This window comes from Klebsiella aerogenes (assembly GCA_029027985.1).
GTDB classification, from domain to species: domain Bacteria; phylum Pseudomonadota; class Gammaproteobacteria; order Enterobacterales; family Enterobacteriaceae; genus Klebsiella; species Klebsiella aerogenes_A.
Window position 1 is genome coordinate 1,377,228 of the sequence record CP119076.1, and the last position, 17,884, is coordinate 1,395,111.

Sequence of the window (17,884 nt, forward strand, 5' to 3'; positions counted from 1 at the left end):
GTCAACGCCTTTTCTAAATAATTTGTTTGTTCGTCGTAAAATTAAACAAAGCGATCGCAAAACCAGCCATAGAGTATGATTTATAAACAAAAATGGTAAACCGTGATGTTCAGACGGGATCTACATTGAGGAATCAGCCTGTGGTGTTAGAATATTCCCCTATCAATTCCAAGAACACTGCCGGCTACCGGCATCTTTATTAAACGTAAGGCCAATTCATGAAAATCAAAACTCGCTTCGCGCCAAGCCCAACAGGCTATCTGCACGTTGGCGGTGCGCGTACTGCTCTCTATTCCTGGCTTTTTGCACGTAATCACGACGGTGAGTTTGTGCTGCGTATTGAAGACACCGATCTCGAACGCTCCACCCCGGAAGCAATTGAAGCCATCATGGATGGGATGAACTGGCTGAATCTGGAGTGGGATGAAGGTCCGTACTTCCAGACTAAACGTTTCGATCGCTATAACGCGGTCATTGATGAAATGCTGGAAGCAGGTACGGCTTATAAGTGCTACTGCTCTAAAGAACGTTTGGATGCGTTGCGTGAAGAGCAGATGGCAAATGGCGAGAAGCCTCGCTACGATGGCCGCTGCCGCCATGACCATCAGCATCACGCCGCCGATGAGCCGTGCGTCGTGCGTTTTGCTAACCCGCAGGAAGGTTCGGTTATTTTTGACGACCAGATCCGCGGGCCGATCGAATTCAGCAACCAGGAGCTGGACGATCTGATCATTCGCCGTACCGACGGCTCCCCGACCTACAATTTCTGCGTCGTGGTGGATGACTGGGATATGGCGATCACTCACGTGATCCGCGGCGAAGACCACATCAACAACACTCCACGCCAGATCAACATCCTCAAAGCGCTGAATGCGCCGGTGCCGGTTTACGCGCACGTGTCGATGATCAACGGTGACGATGGTAAAAAACTCTCCAAGCGCCATGGCGCGGTGAGCGTGATGCAGTATCGTGACGACGGCTACCTGCCGGAAGCGCTGTTGAACTATCTGGTGCGTCTGGGCTGGTCCCATGGCGATCAGGAAATCTTCACCCGCGAAGAGATGATCAAATTCTTCTCGCTGGGCGCAGTCAGTAAGTCCGCCAGTGCGTTCAACACCGACAAACTGCTGTGGTTGAACCATCACTACATCAATACGCTGCCGGCAGAGTACGTGGCAACGCATCTGCAGTGGCACATCGAACAGGAAAATATCGATACCCGCAATGGCCCGCAGTTGGCTGAGCTGGTGAAACTGCTGGGCGAACGTTGCAAAACACTCAAAGAGATAGCGCAGAGCTGCCGCTACTTCTATGAAGAGTTCGCCGAGTTTGACGCCGATGCGGCGAAGAAACACTTACGCCCGGTTGCACGTCAACCGCTGGAAGTGGTTCGCGATAAGTTGATGGCGATTAGCGACTGGACGGCGGAAAATGTACACCATGCGATTCAGGCGACCGCCGATGAGCTGGAAGTGGGGATGGGTAAAGTCGGTATGCCGCTGCGCGTTGCGGTGACTGGCGCTGGTCAATCCCCGGCGTTGGACGTCACCGTTCATGCGATCGGTAAATCCCGCAGCGTTGAGCGCATCAATAAAGCGCTGGCATTTATTGCCGAACGCGAAAACCAGCAGTCCTGAGTCTGAGCTCAAGGTGAATCCAGCGGCAGGTTAATCCTGCCGTTTTTTTCGCCGCTATTTGGTGGTTGTGCTAATGCCTAGCCGCGTTAAGAAACCGCTAATACCATCGCGGGCGAGAAGATCGCGCAGATGCGTTTGTTCTGCACTGGTCATCAGTTGCAGCGTGTCGGCGATTTGCCGCCAAACGGCATCCGCTTCATTAATAAAGTAGCCGCCGGGTTGTTCGGCGAGCTGATACTCTTCGTTCAGATGACGAAATGCCGGAATATTGGTCAGAAATTCGAGCACCGATCTGTCGATGACAATCAGACGCGCGCGTCCGCCTTTGACGCCGGGAATCGCTTCGGTCCGCCATTTTTGTTCTCGCGCCCAGCGGTTGATTGTCTGTCTGGCCAGACCCAGAATGTCGGCAAGCTCCGCAGGCGTCATTTTCTCTTTCAGTTTCATCATTCGTGTTTCACTGGCCGCGTATTCCAAGACGGTTTAATAATCCGGTAATGCCTTCGCGCAACAACAGCGACATCAGCTGCTTTTGTTCACGGTGGGTCATCTCTTTACAGAGGGTAAGCAATAAAGGTTCAAGGTCAGTCTCTGCTGCAGAATAAGCGGAGGGCGTTTCCGCGACGCGCTGGGCGCTGCGGATAAACTCCCGTACCTGCTCGTTAACGTGAACGAGACGTGCTTTACCACCCTGTACGCCAGGCCGCGGCGATGTTTGCCAGCCCTCTTTACGAACCCATTTATTTATCGTCTGTCGGCTGAAGCCAGTTAGATGCGCAATTTCTTCCGGTGTCATTCGTTCCTTGAGCATACTATTTCCTGATTAAATATGTGGGAATTAGTGCTTCATGTTATAGCATCCTTTTACAGGAAATCGTGACATGTTTAACGCCTACCTGAGATAAGGCTCGCATTGTCAGTTATTTGCCTGCTTTTTCAGCGATTGAATGAGGAGGATTGATTTTGCCGTTGACACCTGGCGAAGGAATTCATATTATGCCGCCCGTCAACACGACACGCTTTACGTTACGGGGCTATAGCTCAGCTGGGAGAGCGCTTGCATGGCATGCAAGAGGTCAGCGGTTCGATCCCGCTTAGCTCCACCAAATTCTGCACCCAGCGGATTTGGTTCGTAAAGAGGTCCTGTGGGGCTATAGCTCAGCTGGGAGAGCGCTTGCATGGCATGCAAGAGGTCAGCGGTTCGATCCCGCTTAGCTCCACCAAAATTCAAAACCTCGCTACGGCGGGGTTTTTGTTTTTCATGCCGTTTATGTAAAGCGCTTTGTGCTTACGTCAGTGAGTATCAAACAATTACAAACGAACGTAATTTCAGATTTTTTCTTGATCTATTCTCTTGCCTGCTATTATTAAGCGACATAGTATTTTCTGAATGCTTTTAATGTTTAGCCACAGAGGTATTGATTAACAATAATGACTGACAAAATTAACATCAAAGTTAAAAAAACTCTGCTGGCGTTAATTGTTTGTTTGATTTTTATTCCATTGTCTCGATTAATTTCGCCACAAACTATTATCGACGGAAAACAAATCTATCTCGCCTGGTTACCGTTAAGCGTGATGTATTCGGCTATTTTTATTTTTGGTCGGTATGCGGTCATACCGTTGATTGTCGTTTTTGCGATAACTAATACTTTTATAATAGATTTAACCTGGAGTCAGGCGGCTATCCTGTTATTTTGTCAACTGTTTGCCGTTTTGGTCTCCTGCGCCATTGTGCGTTCGTTTTTGGGAAAAAAATGGCGTAGTGGTCGGCCAGCCAGGCAGCATATTGGCCGTAGGATTTTTTGGGGTGGCTTCTTTGCGCCTGTACTGCTTAAGCTGACGATGTACCTGGCAGGGAGTTTCTTTGCCTTCCCGATAACGGTCTCCAGCTACTTCAGCACCGCGTCGGTCATCTACTCGGTGATGGATATTCAGGCGCTGATTTGCGCTGCGCTCATCTTCACTACCGCTTTCTATTACCCAATGCGGATGATTGTCTGTCCGCGCTATGCGCGCGTTTTTTGGCTGCGGCATTGTCAGCCGTGGCTGGTGAAAGAAAAACGGACCTTTACCTTATATTGGTTTACGGTATTAACTACGATCATGTTGGTGCTGTGCGCACCCTATGATTCCGACTTAATTGCTGGTTATCTGGTACCTATTATTTTCATTCTCTATTTTATAGGTATTGGTCGATTAGGATATGAGTTAATTCGTATTACGTGGGCTATTTCCGCGTTCTTCCTGGTGGCCTATAACAAAAATTTTCTTCAGGGCGTTCAATCGGGGTATTCCTTATCATTTGTTCTGTCAGTGTTAATTTCATTCACGATTTGCTTATTTTACATGACGGATATTTATTCGCGCAGTGAGAGAATTAAACAACGTTGGCGCGATCGGGCAGAAGAAGATCCGTTAACCGGGTTACCCAATCTGCGGGCGCTGGAAGCGCATTTGCGTCAGGCTCCCCGGGTGGTCATTAGCAGCCTGCGCATTGAAAATCTCGACTTCCTTAGCCGCCATTACGGCATGATGATGCGCGTTGATTGCAAACGACAAGTCGCCCATTGCCTGCAGCCGTTGCTCGATAACCGGGATAAAGCATTTCAGCTACCGGGTAGCGAGTTGCTGCTGGTACTACAAGGGCCGGACCCTTCGGCGCGCCTTAATCATATTGTCGCCATGCTTAATCACACCAAATTTAACTGGCATAACCAAACTCTGGATTTAGAATTTGGCGCTGCGTGGGGCAGCTACAGCGGCGATGAGGTTGAATTGCACCCTATGCTGGGCCAGCTTAGTTGGTTATCGGAGCAGGCCGGGGCCACTCAGCGGGTACTGGCGCTGGATACGGCGCAGGAAGAAGTCTCCGATCAAACCAGTGAGCAGGTGCGGATGCTGACCAAAATCAAACAGGCGTTAAACGATCGCGACCTGCTCCTGTATGCACAGCCGATTCAGAATGCGGCAGGGGAGGGGTATTACGAAATCCTCACTCGCATGCGTTGTGGCGAGACGATCATTATGCCAGATCGCTTTATTCCGCTTGTCACCCAGTTCAACCTCAGCTTGCGCTTCGATATGCTGGTGTTGGAAACGCTGTTTAGCCAATTTGACCAGCATCCGGGGCGACGCTTTTCCGTCAATTTGCTGCCGTATACGCTAATGCAAAAGGATAGCGCGGCGCAGATTATTGCGCTGTTTAAGCGCTATCACGTCTCGCCAAGCTATATCACCATTGAGATCACCGAAGAGCAGGCATTTTCGAATGTGGATACCAGCCAGCATAATATTCAACAGCTAAGTGAATTCGGCTGCGCTATTGCGATTGACGATTTCGGTACCGGCTATGCTAACTATGAGCGTCTGAAGAGTCTGCAGGCGGATATCGTTAAAATCGATGGCTACTTTGTACATGAAATTGAGAGTGACCAGCTTGATGCGATCATTGTGAAATCCATTATTGAAATCGCGCGGGCAAAGCAGTTAACGGTGGTGGCGGAATACGTTGAGACGGAGGCGCAGAAGGCGATGTTGCTGGCGTTGGGCGTTGATTATTTGCAAGGCTACCTGATAGGAAAACCTCAGCCGCTAAGTGAATTAAAGGCGTAAAAAAAGCCGGGTGTTGAAGCCCGACTTTTTTATTGCTGCAAGGTTTGAGATTACAGAACCAGCGCAGCGATAGAGGCTGACAGCACGCTAACCAGCGTTGAGCCATAAACCAGTTTCAGGCCAAAGCGGGAGACCACGTTGCCTTGTTCTTCGTTGAGGCCTTTAATCGCCCCGGCGATGATGCCGATAGAAGAGAAGTTAGCGAAGGAAACCAGGAAGATAGAGATGATACCTTCCGCGCGCGGGGAAAGCGTCGCTGCAATTTTCTGCAGATCCATCATCGCCACGAACTCGTTAGATACCAGTTTGGTCGCCATAATACTTCCCACCTGCAGCGCTTCACTTGCCGGCACGCCCATGATCCAGGCAACCGGGTAGAAGATGTAGCCGAGGATCCCCTGGAAGGAGATGCTATAACCGAACCAGCCGGTGACAGTGGCGAACAGGGCGTTGAGCGCGGAAATCAGTGCGATAAAACCAATCAGCATCGCAGCAACGATAATCGCGACCTTGAAGCCTGCCAGAATGTATTCTCCCAGCATTTCGAAGAAGCTCTGTCCTTCGTGCAGGTTAGACATCTGCAGGTTCTCTTCGTTCTGCTCAACGCGGTACGGGTTAATCAGCGACAGGACGATAAAGGTACTGAACATATTGAGCACCAGTGCGGCAACAACATATTTCGGCTGCAGCATGGTCATGTACGCACCGACGATAGACATGGATACGGTAGACATCGCGGTTGCCGCCATGGTGTACATGCGGTTGCGCGACATTTTGCCGAGGATGTCTTTATAGGCGATGAAGTTTTCAGACTGGCCGAGGATCAGTGAGCTAACGGCATTGAAGGACTCCAGTTTGCCCATACCGTTAACTTTAGACAGCACAGTACCGATGGCGCGGATGACAATCGGCAGAATGCGAATATGTTGCAAAATACCGATTAGCGCGGAAATAAAAACAATCGGGCACAAAACTTTCAGGAAGAAGAAAGCCAGACCTTTATCGTTCATATTACCAAAGACGAAGTTGGTACCTTCGTTGGCAAAGCCGAGAAGTTTTTCGAACATCTCGGAGAATCCTTTCACAAAACCCAGACCAACATCGGAGTTCAGGAAGAACCATGCCAGCAAAACTTCAATGACAAGTAATTGAATAACATAACGAATGCGGATCTGCTTACGGTCGTGGCTGACCAGTAAGGCCAGTATAGCCACCACAACGATCGCGAGGACAAAATGCAAGACGCGGTCCATATTTGCTCCAAATATGAGGCAGGTTAAATTTCCGTGCACATTCTATGCAACAAGCCTAAAGAAAACGAGATCGAATCCACACTATTGCAAGGAACTGTGACTAATAACAAAAATAGTGATCAATCGTACATTTTTGTTATGTTATGCAAAGGTACTAAAAGTTGCATTAGTGTACTAATCTGATGAAAGGCGCGTCGTAATAGATACTCACGCCCGTTTCATTACCCGGCTAGCTATCGTTCCCTCCTATCAAAGCAATCATTATCACCATTTCAAATGAACTTGATAATCATTCGCATTTTGATAGCATTAAACATAGCAAAGGCTATATTTCCAGAGGCAGAAAATGACTAGCAGTCGCGTTGAGAATAGCAGTGGTCGCGCAGCGCGCAAGATGAAGCTCGCATTGATGGGACCTGCGTTCGTTGCGGCTATCGGTTATATCGATCCGGGTAACTTCGCCACTAACATTCAGGCGGGCGCCAGCTTTGGCTATCAACTGCTATGGGTGGTGGTATGGGCGAACCTGATGGCGATGCTGATTCAGGTGTTGTCGGCGAAGCTGGGTATTGCAACCGGCAAGAATCTGGCAGAGCAGATCCGCGACCACTATCCGCGCCCGGTGGTGTGGTTCTATTGGGTGCAGGCGGAAATTATCGCCATGGCCACGGACCTGGCCGAGTTTATCGGCGCGGCGATCGGCTTTAAGCTCATTCTCGGCGTTTCCTTGTTGCAGGGCGCGGTACTGACAGGGGTTGCGACTTTCCTCATCCTCATGCTGCAGCGCCGGGGGCAGAAACCGTTGGAAAAGGTGATTGGCGGGCTACTGCTGTTTGTCGCGGTGGCCTATGTGGTTGAGCTTATCTTCTCGCAACCGGAGCTGGCACCGTTAACCAAAGGGATGATTATCCCAAGCCTGCCGAACGGCGAAGCGGTCTTCCTCGCCGCGGGGGTGCTTGGCGCGACGATTATGCCGCACGTTATTTATCTGCACTCGTCGCTAACGCAAAACCTGCATGATGGCTCGCGTAAAGAGCGCTATAACGCGACTCGTTGGGATGTCTCTATTGCGATGACTATTGCCGGCTTTGTGAATCTGGCGATGATGGCGACCGCCGCCGCCGTATTTCACTTTAACGGCCACACCGGTATTGCCGATCTTGATCAGGCTTATTTAACTCTCGAACCGTTGCTTAGCCATGCCGCCGCCACCATTTTCGGCTTGAGTCTGGTTGCCGCCGGTCTCTCTTCGACGGTCGTTGGTACCCTTGCCGGTCAGGTGGTGATGCAGGGCTTTATCCGTTTTCATATTCCGCTGTGGTTCCGGCGAACCATTACCATGATGCCGTCGTTTATTGTGATTCTGATGGGATTAGATCCGACCCGTATTCTGGTGATGAGTCAGGTGTTGCTGAGTTTTGGTATTGCTCTCGCGCTGGTGCCGCTGCTGATTTTTACCAGCGATGCGCGACTGATGGGGGATTTAGTTAATACACCGTGGATAAAACGTATCGGCTGGGTCATTGTGGCGATTGTGGTGGTGCTCAACGGTTGGTTGATTATCGGTTCGGCGTTATAACCCCACAAGAAAAAGGGGAGCGCTTCGCTCCCCTTGTTGATTAGTGATGTCCGTGACCATGTCCACGGCCGCCACCCCGGTTCCAGCCGCCGCGGTGGTCATTCCAACCTTCGCGATAGCCGCGCTCGTAAGCGTTACCGCGACCGTGGTCCCAGCCGCGTTTATCCCAACCGCGATGCCAGCCGTTATCATGGCGATGCCAGCGGTGATCGCGCCATTCATAATGACGACGCCAGTAATCACGGTCGCGCCAGCCGCCACCGTCCCAGTAGTTACCGTAACCGTCACGATCGCCAATTTGTAATTTTACCGATGGCAGCAGGGTGATTTCACCAGCATTGGCGATAACCGGCGCGCAGGCCAGTAGTACCGCTGCCAGAATCAGTGACCTGAACATACTCTTCTCCTCACGATCGGGTCTTAAATGACCTGTTAACCAGATATTACGAGCCGGTAAAGCGCTGTAGCATCGGGTAACTCTTAAATCGCAAGAAATAGCACTTTTTGCCAAAGTAAAAATGAGTTTACACCGCAAGGATCGCGTCAATGGCGGCACGTTCTTCAACGCTGAACTGACGGTTGTTTAACATGCCGACGGCATCGTCCAATTGGGTGGTTTTACTGGCGCCGATCAGCACGGAAGTGACCTTATCTTCGCGCAGTACCCATGCTAACGCCATCTGCGACAGCTTCTGTCCGCGGCGTTCAGCGATAGCGTCGAGCTGGCGGATTTTTTCCAGCCGCTCGGCGGTCAGCTGTTCCGGCTGTAAAAAGCGGCTACTGCTGGCGGCACGCGAGTCTGGCGGAATACCGTTCAGATAGCGGTTGGTCAGTTGCCCGCCGGCCAGCGGTGAAAACGCTATACTTCCCACCCCCTCGGCCTGCAGCATCTCCAGCAAGCCGTCTTCAACCCAGCGTTCAAACATCGAGTATTTCGGTTGATGAATCAGGCAGGGGGTACCCAGGTCGTTAAGAATGTTGATTGCCTGATGCGCCTGCTCAGGCGGGTAATTCGATAAACCGACGTACAGCGCTTTCCCCTGACGCACCAGATGATCTAATGCGCACATGGTCTCTTTCAGCGGCGTCTCCGGGTCTGGGCGGTGGTGATAGAAGATATCGACATACTCAAGGCCCATTCGCTTCAGGCTCTGGTTTAAACTGGCGACCAGATATTTGCGCGAACCCCAGTCGCCATAAGGACCGTCCCACATGGTATAACCGGCTTTGCTGGAGATAATGAGTTCGTCACGGTAGGGCAGGAAATCTTCCTTGAAGATCCGTCCGAAATTGCTTTCTGCGGAACCTGGCGGCGGCCCGTAGTTATTGGCCAAATCAAAGTGAGTAATGCCAAGGTCGAAAGCGTGACGCAATAACTGCCGGCTGATCTCCAGCTGCGTCTCATCGCCGAAGTTATGCCACAGACCGAGAGAGACTGCCGGTAGCTTCAGACCGCTGCGCCCGCAGCGGCGGTACTCCATGGTCTGATATCGCGTGGTATTTGCCTGGTAAACCATACTTCCTCCGTAACAAAAGCAGGGTGTGTATACGTTTACACTAATCAATGTCAGCAGTGGAGTACATGGGGAAAACGCGTAAATTTTGCTTTCCACCCACTTTGTCGCTCACAATCTGGACAGTTAAATCGCATATCTAATACTCAGATTACCTGCACAAGAATAAGGACTATGGATATGCAACCGACTTACACCATTGGCGATTACCTGCTGGATCGTCTCGTAGATTGTGGTATCGATCGCCTGTTTGGCGTACCTGGTGATTACAACTTACAGTTTCTCGATCACGTCATCGCCCATCAAGAGCTGGGCTGGGTCGGCTGTGCTAATGAACTGAACGCGGCCTACGCCGCCGACGGCTATGCGCGAATCAAAGGCGCTGGCGCGTTGCTGACGACCTACGGCGTCGGTGAGTTGAGCGCGCTGAACGGTGTGGCTGGTAGCTATGCTGAACATATTCCGGTGCTGCATATCGTTGGTGCGCCAGCGACCGGCGCTCAGCAGCGTGGTGAGCTGTTGCACCATACGCTGGGCGATGGCGATTTCACCCACTTTGCGCGCATGAGCGAACAAATTACCTGTACCCAGGCCACGTTAACGGCGGGCAACGCCTGCCATGAAATTGACCGCGTGCTTAGCGAAATGCTGACCCATCATCGCCCCGGATATCTGATGCTACCTGCCGACGTCGCCAAAGCCCATGCGGTTCCGCCGGCTCGCGCTTTAGAGATAAAAGGACCACCGGCCGATGAAAATCACCTTGCCGGATTCCGCGAGCATGCGGCCAAAATGTTAAGAAGCAGCCGTCGGGTCGCGCTGTTGGCGGATTTCCTTGCCCAGCGCTATGGCCTGCAGGAAACGCTGCAAAAATGGGTAAAATCCGCGCCGCTCACCCACGCTACCATGTTGATGGGGAAAGGATTATTTGACGAGCAGGGGGCTGGTTTTGCCGGCACCTATAGCGGGATCGCCAGCGCGGGTCAAACCCGCGAGGTGATGGAAAGCGCCGATACCATTATCTGTGTGGGTACGCGCTTTACCGATACCATTACCGCTGGCTTTACCCACAATCTGCCGGACGAGAAAACCATCGAAATTCAGCCTTTTTCCGCCCGCGTCGGCGAACATTGGTTTAGCCGGATCCCGATGGATCAGGCGCTGGCGGCGTTGATCGATGTATCTACCAAATTATCGGCAGAATGGACGCCGCCCACCGTTGTTGCGCCTGATGCTTCCGGCGCGCCAGAAGGCAGCCTGACGCAGCGGAGTTTCTGGAGCACAGTACAGAAGCAGTTGCGCCCCGGTGATATTATCCTCGCCGATCAGGGCACCTCGGCATTCGGTATCGGGGCGTTAAAACTGCCGTCGCAGGCCACGTTATTAGTACAGCCGCTATGGGGATCGATTGGTTTCACGCTACCGGCCGCCTATGGCGCGCAGACCGCCGCCGCGGACAGAAGGGTTGTGCTGATTATCGGCGACGGCGCCGCGCAGCTCACTATTCAGGAGATGAGCTCGATGCTGCGTGATAAGCAAAAGCTGCTGATTTTGCTGCTTAATAATGAAGGATATACCGTCGAGCGCGCGATTCACGGGCCGGAACAGCGCTACAACGATATTGCGCTGTGGGACTGGAGCCGCTTCCCGGACGCCTTTGCGCCAGAGACGCCTTCTCGCTGTTGGCGGGTATCGCAAACCAGCGAGCTGGAGGAGGCGATGGCCGACAGCGTCAACGCCGACAGGTTAACCATGGTCGAAGTGATGCTGCCGAAAATGGATATTCCTGACTTCTTACGCGCGGTCACCCAGGCGTTGGAAGAGCGCAATAACCGCAGCTAATCGCCGCGGCGTTTGGCAATCATCAACGGCTTCCCGGCCAGCAGCAACCAGGCCGGGAGCATGACGATACACAGCAACGGCAGTAGCGTGGTGTCCGGCACCACGACTGCCGCCATAAACAGGCTTAGCCAGCCGTCGCGCGTGACCACCAGCACAAGACCGAGAATCGCGCAGGAGATGGTAATCGCCGCCGGTACCGCCTCGACGTGAGCGTGCAGCATCAATCCCAACGACACGCCGACAAATACTGCGGGGAAGATTCGCCCGCCACGGAAACCGCAGGCGGCCGCCAGCACCAGCGCTGCCAGTTTCACCACCGCGATCAGCAGAAAATCACCGGCGCCGAGCGTCTGACTTGATGCCAGCAGCTGCATTTCATCCAGCCCTTTAAACAACGTGATATGCCCGCCAATCACGCCCAGAATCCCCAACAAAAAACCGCCAATGCCCAGCATCAACACCGGGTTTTTCAGGCGATGGATCAGCGCGTGCAGGCGCGGTAGGCACCAGACGGCGACCATGCCGACGGCAATGGCGATAAGCGTCACTATCGCGCCGCTGATGATGTCGACAATGCGCAGATGCGGATAATGGGGAACAGGCAGCGTGAAATTCGGATGGAAGAACAGGCCGGTGGTCAGGGCGCCGGCGGCGGCTGCCAGTAGGGGGGCGAACAGGCGGTCCCAAAGCGGAACATCGCTACTGCTATTGAGCGTTTGCGAAAAAATCAGCGCGGCGGCAACCGGGGTACCGAACAGGGCGCCAATGGTTCCCGAAGCGGCGAGGATTGTCCAGTCCAGCGAACTTACCCGTGGAAACAGCCGTGAGCCAAGCGCGACGGCCAGGGCGATATTGACCACCATAATGGGATGTTCCGGCCCGAGACTAACGCCGCCCGCCAGGCCGAGAATCAGCGCCGCCAGTAGCCCCGGTAACGCGCTGGTGGCGATGGGCGCGCCAATTAAGGATTCGGTAGCCGGATCCGGCCCTGCGTGGCCGGGACTAAAACGGACCACCAGCCCAACGGCGATCCCGGTGGCGGTAAGCATGGCGATGATCCACAGCGGGCTATCGGCGGCAATGCCAAAATTCGTTGGCAGATCGCGCCATAAGATGCCTTGCAATATAGTGGCGATCTTCATCGCCACAACCAATACCAGGCTGGAAGCGATACCGATAATGATGGCGGGTATCGATAACAACAGCATCGTTCTGGCGCGCGGATGCAGCATGAGGAGTTCCTTTTAAATGTCCTGAAACGCTACTTTGCCTGTCTCCGCGAGGAGCTTCGGCGCAAATGGTGCTGAAACGAGAAAGTTAAGGCCGGGTCTGATGCTCCGTGCGGCACATTTGATGCCCTGTTACATGGCTTATAAGTTAAATGTGACCTATGTCGCTAAAATACCGGTAGCTGTACGTTGGTCGTTGTTGTTAAGTCGCCATGAATTTACAGTGTGCGAAAAGAATCATTTTGACTTTAGCGGAGCCGTAACGGAATGACAAAATTTGCTTTAGTAGGAGACGTCGGCGGAACCAATGCCCGTCTGGCATTATGTGATATCGCAACGGGGGAAATCACCCGCGCTAAAACCTATTCCGGGCTCGATTATCCCAGTCTTGAGGCTGTTGTGCAGGTTTACCTCAAAGAGCATGAGGTGAAGGTTGATGATGGCTGCATCGCGATTGCCTGCCCGATTACCGGTGATTGGGTGGCGATGACCAACCATACCTGGGCATTTTCTATCGCTGAGATGAAAAAGAACCTCGGATTCACTCATCTGGAAATTATTAACGATTTCACTGCGGTATCGATGGCGATTCCGATGCTGAAAGCCGAGCATCTGATTCAGTTCGGCGGCGCGCAGCCGGTAGAAGGTAAGCCGATCGCCGTTTATGGCGCGGGTACTGGCCTTGGCGTCGCGCATCTGGTACACGTCGATAAACGCTGGGTGAGTCTGCCGGGCGAGGGCGGTCACGTCGATTTCGCGCCGAATAGCGAGGAAGAGGGCATCATTCTCGAAGAGCTACGTACCGAGCTGGGCCATGTTTCCGCTGAACGCGTCCTGTCCGGACCCGGGCTGGTCAATTTGTACCGCGCGATTGTGAAATCCGATGGCCGCCTGCCGGAAAACCTGCAGCCGAAAGATGTAACCGAACGTGCGCTGGCGGATACCTGCATTGATTGCCGCCGTGCGCTGTCGCTGTTTTGCGTCATCATGGGGCGCTTTGGCGGTAACCTGGCGCTGACCCTGGGCACTTTTGGCGGTGTGTACATCGCAGGCGGGATCGTGCCGCGCTTCCTCGACTTCTTTAAAGCGTCGGGTTTCCGCGGCGGGTTTGAAGATAAAGGGCGTTTTAAAGCGTTTGTGCAGGATATCCCGGTCTATCTGATTGTCCATGATAACCCGGGCCTGCTCGGTTCCGGCGCGCACTTGCGTCAGACGTTGGGGCACATTCTGTAAACTGCCTGATGAAAAAACACGTAGCCCGGCCGAGCGTAGCGACGCCGGGAAGCACATCTCCAAACCGCGTTCATTTCGCGGTTTTTTTTCGCCCGTCTTCTGTCATTCCGACACGCGTCACACTTCTGTCAGGCAGGATTATTTGTCCAGTAAAAGCATTGTTCGTCTGCTAACAATGACCGAGGTGACTTAGCCATAATCCCTCTCGTTAACTATCTGGAGGAGTTTGTGATGACTAAGAAACTGATTGCCGTCTGCGCATGCCCGATGGGGCTGGCACACACTTTTATGGCTGCCCAGGCGCTGGAAGAAGCGGCGGTGGAAGCGGGATACGAAGTCAAAATTGAAACGCAGGGCGCCGACGGTATTCAGAACCGCCTGACCGCGCAGGATATTGCCGAAGCGACCTTAATTATCCACTCCGTTGCCGTCACGCCGGAAGACAACGAGCGTTTCGAAACGCGCGACGTGTACGAAATTACCCTACAGGATGCCATCAAAAACGCCGCGGGCATTATTAAAGAAATCGAAGAGATGGTTGCGGCTGAGCAACAATAATTGTCGACAGGGATACCACTATGGCCATAAAAAAACGCAGTGCAACCGTTGTGCCAGGCGCATCTGGTGCTGCCGCGATAAAAACGCCGCCAGCCGCCCGTAACAGCTTTTGGGGCGAACTCCCTCAGCATGTGATGTCAGGGATTTCGCGCATGGTACCGACGCTTATCATGGGTGGGGTGATCCTCGCCTTCAGCCAGCTAATTGCTTATAGCTGGCTGAAGATCCCTGCCGACACCGGTATTATGGATGCGCTCAATAGCGGGCAATTTTCGGGCTTTAACCTCTCTTTGTTAAAGTTTGCCTGGCTGTCGCAGTCCTTCGGCGGCGTCTTGTTTGGTTTTGCGATTCCAATGTTTGCCGCGTTTGTGGCGAACTCCATTGGCGGTAAGCTGGCATTTCCGGCCGGGTTTATCGGCGGGTTGATGTCCACTCAGCCGACGCAGATGCTTAACTTTGACCCCAATACGCTGCACTGGGTGACAACCGCACCGGTTCCTTCCACCTTTATTGGCGCGCTGATTATCTCCATCGTTGCCGGTTATCTGGTGAAGTGGATGAACCAGAAGATCCAGTTGCCTGATTTCCTGCTGGCGTTCAAAACAACCTTTTTACTGCCGATCCTCTCCGCGATTTTCGTCATGCTGGCGATGTATTACGTCATTACCCCTTTCGGCGGCTGGATCAACGGCGGTATTCGTACGCTGCTGACCACGGCGGGCGAGAAGGGCACGCTGATGTACGCCATGGGCATTTCTGCAGCAACCGCGATTGACCTCGGCGGCCCAATCAACAAAGCGGCGGGCTTTGTGGCCTTTAGTTTTACCACCGATCACGTCTTGCCGGTGACGGCACGTTCGATTGCTATCGTCATCCCACCGATTGGCCTGGGTCTGGCGACCATCCTTGACCGTCGCTTAACCGGCAAACGCCTGTTCAGCGCCCAGCTTTATCCGCAGGGTAAAACGGCGATGTTCCTCGCATTTATGGGCATCAGCGAAGGGGCGATTCCGTTTGCGCTGGAGAGCCCGATTACCGCGATCCCGTCCTACATGGTAGGGGCGATTGTGGGTTCAACCGCCGCCGTCTGGCTGGGGGCGGTGCAGTGGTTCCCTGAGTCAGCTATCTGGGCGTGGCCGCTGGTGAGCAACCTTGGCGTCTACATGGCGGGGATTGCGCTGGGGGCGATTATTACCGCGCTGATGGTGGTGTTCCTGCGTAACCTGCAGTACCGCAGAGGCAAACTACTGATTGAAAGCCTCTAAGGATAAGGACGAAAACCATGACGTTATTGGCATCGCTGCGGCAGTGGCTGGTTGAACAGGAGCTTGACGCGGTATTGATTTCATCGCGGCAGAATAAGCAGCCGCACCTGGGCATTTCTACTGGCTCTGGCTATGTGCTGATTGCGCGCAACAGCGCGCATATTCTGGCTGATTCACGCTATTACGCCGATATTCAGTCTCGCGCCGACGGCTACCAGCTTCATCTGCTGAACGCCGAGCGAACGCTGGCAGACATTGTGAACCAGATTGTGGCCGACGAGCATCTTTACACCGTTGGTTTTGAAGGGGCACAGGTAAGCTGGCACACCGCCCAGCGCTGGCAAGCGTCCATTAAAGCTACGCTGGTAGGGACTTCTCTTGACGCGCTACGGCAAATCAAAACGCCGCAGGAAATTGATCTGATTCGCCAGGCCTGCCGGATTGCGGACCAGAGCGTGGAGCATATTCGTCGCTTTATTCAACCGGGAATGCTTGAGCGGGAGATTGCCGCCGAACTCGAATGGTACATGCGTACGCTCGGTGCGGAAAAAGCCGCTTTCGATACCATTGTCGCCAGCGGCTGGCGCGGCGCGCTGCCGCACGGTAAAGCCAGCGATAAACGTGTGGAAGCGGGAGAGCTTATCACGCTCGACTTCGGCGCTCAGTATCAGGGCTACTGCTCTGATATGACACGGACGTTTCTGGTTTCTGGTGCGATGGCGCCCGAAGCGCATCCGCTGTTTTCGGTCTATCAGGTGGTACTTCAGGCCCAGCTTGCAGGCATTGCCGCCATTCATCCGGGCGCGTGCTGCTGTGATGTGGATTTCGCCGCACGTCACGTCATTAATGAAGCGGGCTACGGGGAATACTTTGGACACAATACGGGTCACGCGATTGGCATTGATGTTCACGAAGATCCGCGTTTCTCGCCGACGGATGCCACCGCGCTTGCGGCGGGGATGCTGCTGACCGTTGAACCCGGCATCTATCTTCCGGGTCAGGGGGGCGTGCGAATTGAAGATATCGTGCTGGTAACGCCTGACGGCGGCGAAGTGCTCTATAGCATGCCAAAAACATTGTTATGCACGGGAGAGGCATGATGGATTTATCGCTACTGAAAGCCCTGAGCGAAGCGGATGCGATCGCCTCCTCAGAACAAGAAGTTCGTCAGATCCTGCTGGATGAAGCGGATCGTCTGCACAAAGAGGTACGCTTCGATGGCCTGGGATCGGTACTGATCCGATTAAATGAATCCGATGGCCCGAAGGTGATGATCTGCGCGCATATGGATGAAGTGGGTTTTATCGTTCGTAGCATCTCTTCTGAAGGGGCGATTGATGTGCTGCCTATCGGCAATGTCCGCATGGCGGCGCGTCAGCTCCAGCCGGTTCGCATCACCACCCGTGAGGAAAGCAAAATTCCCGGCCTGCTCGATGGTGAACGTAACGGCAACGACGTGGGGTCTCTGCGGGTTGATATTGGCGCGCGCTGTTATGACGAAGTTGTTCAAGCCGGCGTGCGTCCGGGCGATCGTGTGACCTTTGATACCCCTTTTCAGGTGCTGCCGCATCAGCGGGTGATGGGCAAAGCGTTCGACGACAGGCTGGGCTGCTATCTGCTGGTGGCGCTGCTGCGTGAACTTAGCGAGACCGAATTACCGGCCGAAGTTTGGCTGGTGGCCAGCTCCAGCGAAGAAGTCGGGCTACGTGGCGGGCAAACGGCCGCGCGCGCGGTGGCTCCGGATGTGGCGATTGTGCTGGATACCGCCTGCTGGGCGAAAAATTTTGACTACGGAGCGGCAAATCATCGCCAACTGGGTAAAGGCCCAATGCTGGTGCTGAGTGACAAATCACTGATTGCGCCGCCGAAGCTGATTGCCTTAATTGAACGCGTATCCGCCAAAGCCGATATTCCGTTACAGCTCGATATGTTCAGCAACGGCGGCACCGATGGCGGTGCGGTACACCTTAGCGGAACCGGGGTTCCGACGGTAGTGATTGGCCCGGCCACCCGTCATGGGCATTGCGCGGCGTCTATTGCGGACTGTCGTGACATCATGCAAACCCAGGCGCTGTTATCCGCGCTGATTACCAGCTTTACGCGTGAGACCGTGGCTCGCCTGACGGACTTCAGGTGCTGATCTCGCGCTAACAGGAGTG

15 protein-coding genes and 2 tRNA genes are annotated in these 17,884 nt (G+C 53.6%); 11 read left to right on the plus strand and 6 right to left on the minus strand.

The features are described 5' to 3' along the window. Nucleotides 1-218 precede the first annotated feature (218 nt). On the plus strand, nt 219-1,637 hold the full coding sequence (gene gltX / locus PYR66_06600) for a glutamate--tRNA ligase (GenBank protein WEF29379.1): 1,419 nt from the start codon (nt 219-221) through the stop codon (nt 1,635-1,637). A 54-nt stretch (nt 1,638-1,691) separates the two neighbouring features. Here gltX and PYR66_06605 read toward each other — a convergent pair whose 3' ends face one another. Then, on the minus strand, nt 1,692-2,087 hold the full coding sequence (locus PYR66_06605; GenBank protein WEF29380.1) for a putative DNA-binding transcriptional regulator: 396 nt from the start codon (nt 2,085-2,087) through the stop codon (nt 1,692-1,694). Nucleotides 2,088-2,094: 7 nt separating this feature from the next. Further along, nucleotides 2,095-2,448: a putative DNA-binding transcriptional regulator gene (locus tag PYR66_06610; GenBank protein WEF29381.1), complete on the minus strand. Its 354-nt coding sequence runs from the start codon at nt 2,446-2,448 to the stop codon at nt 2,095-2,097. A gap of 219 nt (nt 2,449-2,667) precedes the next feature. Here PYR66_06610 and PYR66_06615 point away from each other — a divergent pair. From PYR66_06615 to PYR66_06625, 3 genes are all read left to right on the plus strand, one after another. After that, nucleotides 2,668-2,743: transfer RNA gene (locus PYR66_06615), tRNA-Ala, on the plus strand. 41 nt (nt 2,744-2,784) lie between these two features. Next, nucleotides 2,785-2,860: transfer RNA gene (locus tag PYR66_06620), tRNA-Ala, on the plus strand. Nucleotides 2,861-3,068: 208 nt separating this feature from the next. After that, a complete protein-coding gene (locus PYR66_06625) occupies nt 3,069-5,252 on the plus strand; it encodes an EAL domain-containing protein (protein WEF29382.1) in 2,184 nt (727 codons plus the stop codon). 50 nt (nt 5,253-5,302) lie between these two features. On the opposite strand, the gene nupC is transcribed toward PYR66_06625, so the two are convergent. Next, nucleotides 5,303-6,505, minus strand: a complete 1,203-nt coding sequence (gene nupC, locus PYR66_06630) for a nucleoside permease NupC (protein ID WEF29383.1) — start codon at nt 6,503-6,505, stop codon at nt 5,303-5,305. 346 nt (nt 6,506-6,851) lie between these two features. On the opposite strand from nupC, the gene PYR66_06635 reads away from it, so the two are divergent. Continuing rightward, complete coding sequence (locus tag PYR66_06635; protein ID WEF29384.1) at nt 6,852-8,084, plus strand: Nramp family divalent metal transporter; 1,233 nt, start codon at nt 6,852-6,854, stop codon at nt 8,082-8,084. 40 nt (nt 8,085-8,124) lie between these two features. Here the strand turns inward: PYR66_06635 and PYR66_06640 are convergent, their stop codons facing one another. After that, nucleotides 8,125-8,481 carry a DUF2502 domain-containing protein gene (locus tag PYR66_06640; GenBank protein WEF29385.1) on the minus strand — a complete coding sequence of 119 codons (357 nt, stop codon included), beginning with the start codon at nt 8,479-8,481 and terminating at the stop codon, nt 8,125-8,127. A 127-nt stretch (nt 8,482-8,608) separates the two neighbouring features. Then, nucleotides 8,609-9,601, minus strand: a complete 993-nt coding sequence (mgrA, locus tag PYR66_06645; GenBank protein ID WEF29386.1) for an L-glyceraldehyde 3-phosphate reductase — start codon at nt 9,599-9,601, stop codon at nt 8,609-8,611. Nucleotides 9,602-9,778: 177 nt separating this feature from the next. Here mgrA and PYR66_06650 point away from each other — a divergent pair, with 177 nt between their 5' ends. Then, nucleotides 9,779-11,440, plus strand: coding sequence for a thiamine pyrophosphate-binding protein (locus PYR66_06650; protein ID WEF29387.1), 1,662 nt, complete (start codon nt 9,779-9,781; stop codon nt 11,438-11,440). Here PYR66_06650 and PYR66_06655 read toward each other — a convergent pair. Beyond that, nucleotides 11,437-12,672, minus strand: a complete 1,236-nt coding sequence (locus PYR66_06655; GenBank protein WEF29388.1) for an ion channel protein — start codon at nt 12,670-12,672, stop codon at nt 11,437-11,439. The genes PYR66_06650 and PYR66_06655 overlap by 4 nt on opposite strands. 264 nt (nt 12,673-12,936) lie before the next feature. On the opposite strand from PYR66_06655, the gene glk reads away from it, so the two are divergent. The 5 genes from glk to ypdE all read left to right on the plus strand — a co-directional run bounded on the left by glk (nt 12,937) and on the right by ypdE (nt 17,865). Continuing rightward, nucleotides 12,937-13,902: a glucokinase gene (glk, locus tag PYR66_06660; GenBank protein ID WEF29389.1), complete on the plus strand. Its 966-nt coding sequence runs from the start codon at nt 12,937-12,939 to the stop codon at nt 13,900-13,902. Nucleotides 13,903-14,133: 231 nt separating this feature from the next. After that, nucleotides 14,134-14,460, plus strand: coding sequence for a PTS fructose transporter subunit IIB (locus PYR66_06665; GenBank protein WEF29390.1), 327 nt, complete (start codon nt 14,134-14,136; stop codon nt 14,458-14,460). A 20-nt stretch (nt 14,461-14,480) separates the two neighbouring features. Next, complete coding sequence (locus PYR66_06670; GenBank protein ID WEF29391.1) at nt 14,481-15,725, plus strand: PTS fructose transporter subunit IIC; 1,245 nt, start codon at nt 14,481-14,483, stop codon at nt 15,723-15,725. A gap of 17 nt (nt 15,726-15,742) precedes the next feature. Beyond that, nucleotides 15,743-16,825 (plus strand): aminopeptidase, encoded by a 1,083-nt coding sequence (gene ypdF / locus PYR66_06675; GenBank protein WEF29392.1) that lies wholly within the window; start codon nt 15,743-15,745, stop codon nt 16,823-16,825. Continuing rightward, nucleotides 16,825-17,865: an aminopeptidase gene (ypdE, locus tag PYR66_06680; protein ID WEF30373.1), complete on the plus strand. Its 1,041-nt coding sequence runs from the start codon at nt 16,825-16,827 to the stop codon at nt 17,863-17,865. Before ypdF ends, ypdE begins: the two co-directional genes overlap by 1 nt. The last annotated feature ends 19 nt before the right edge of the window (nt 17,866-17,884 follow it).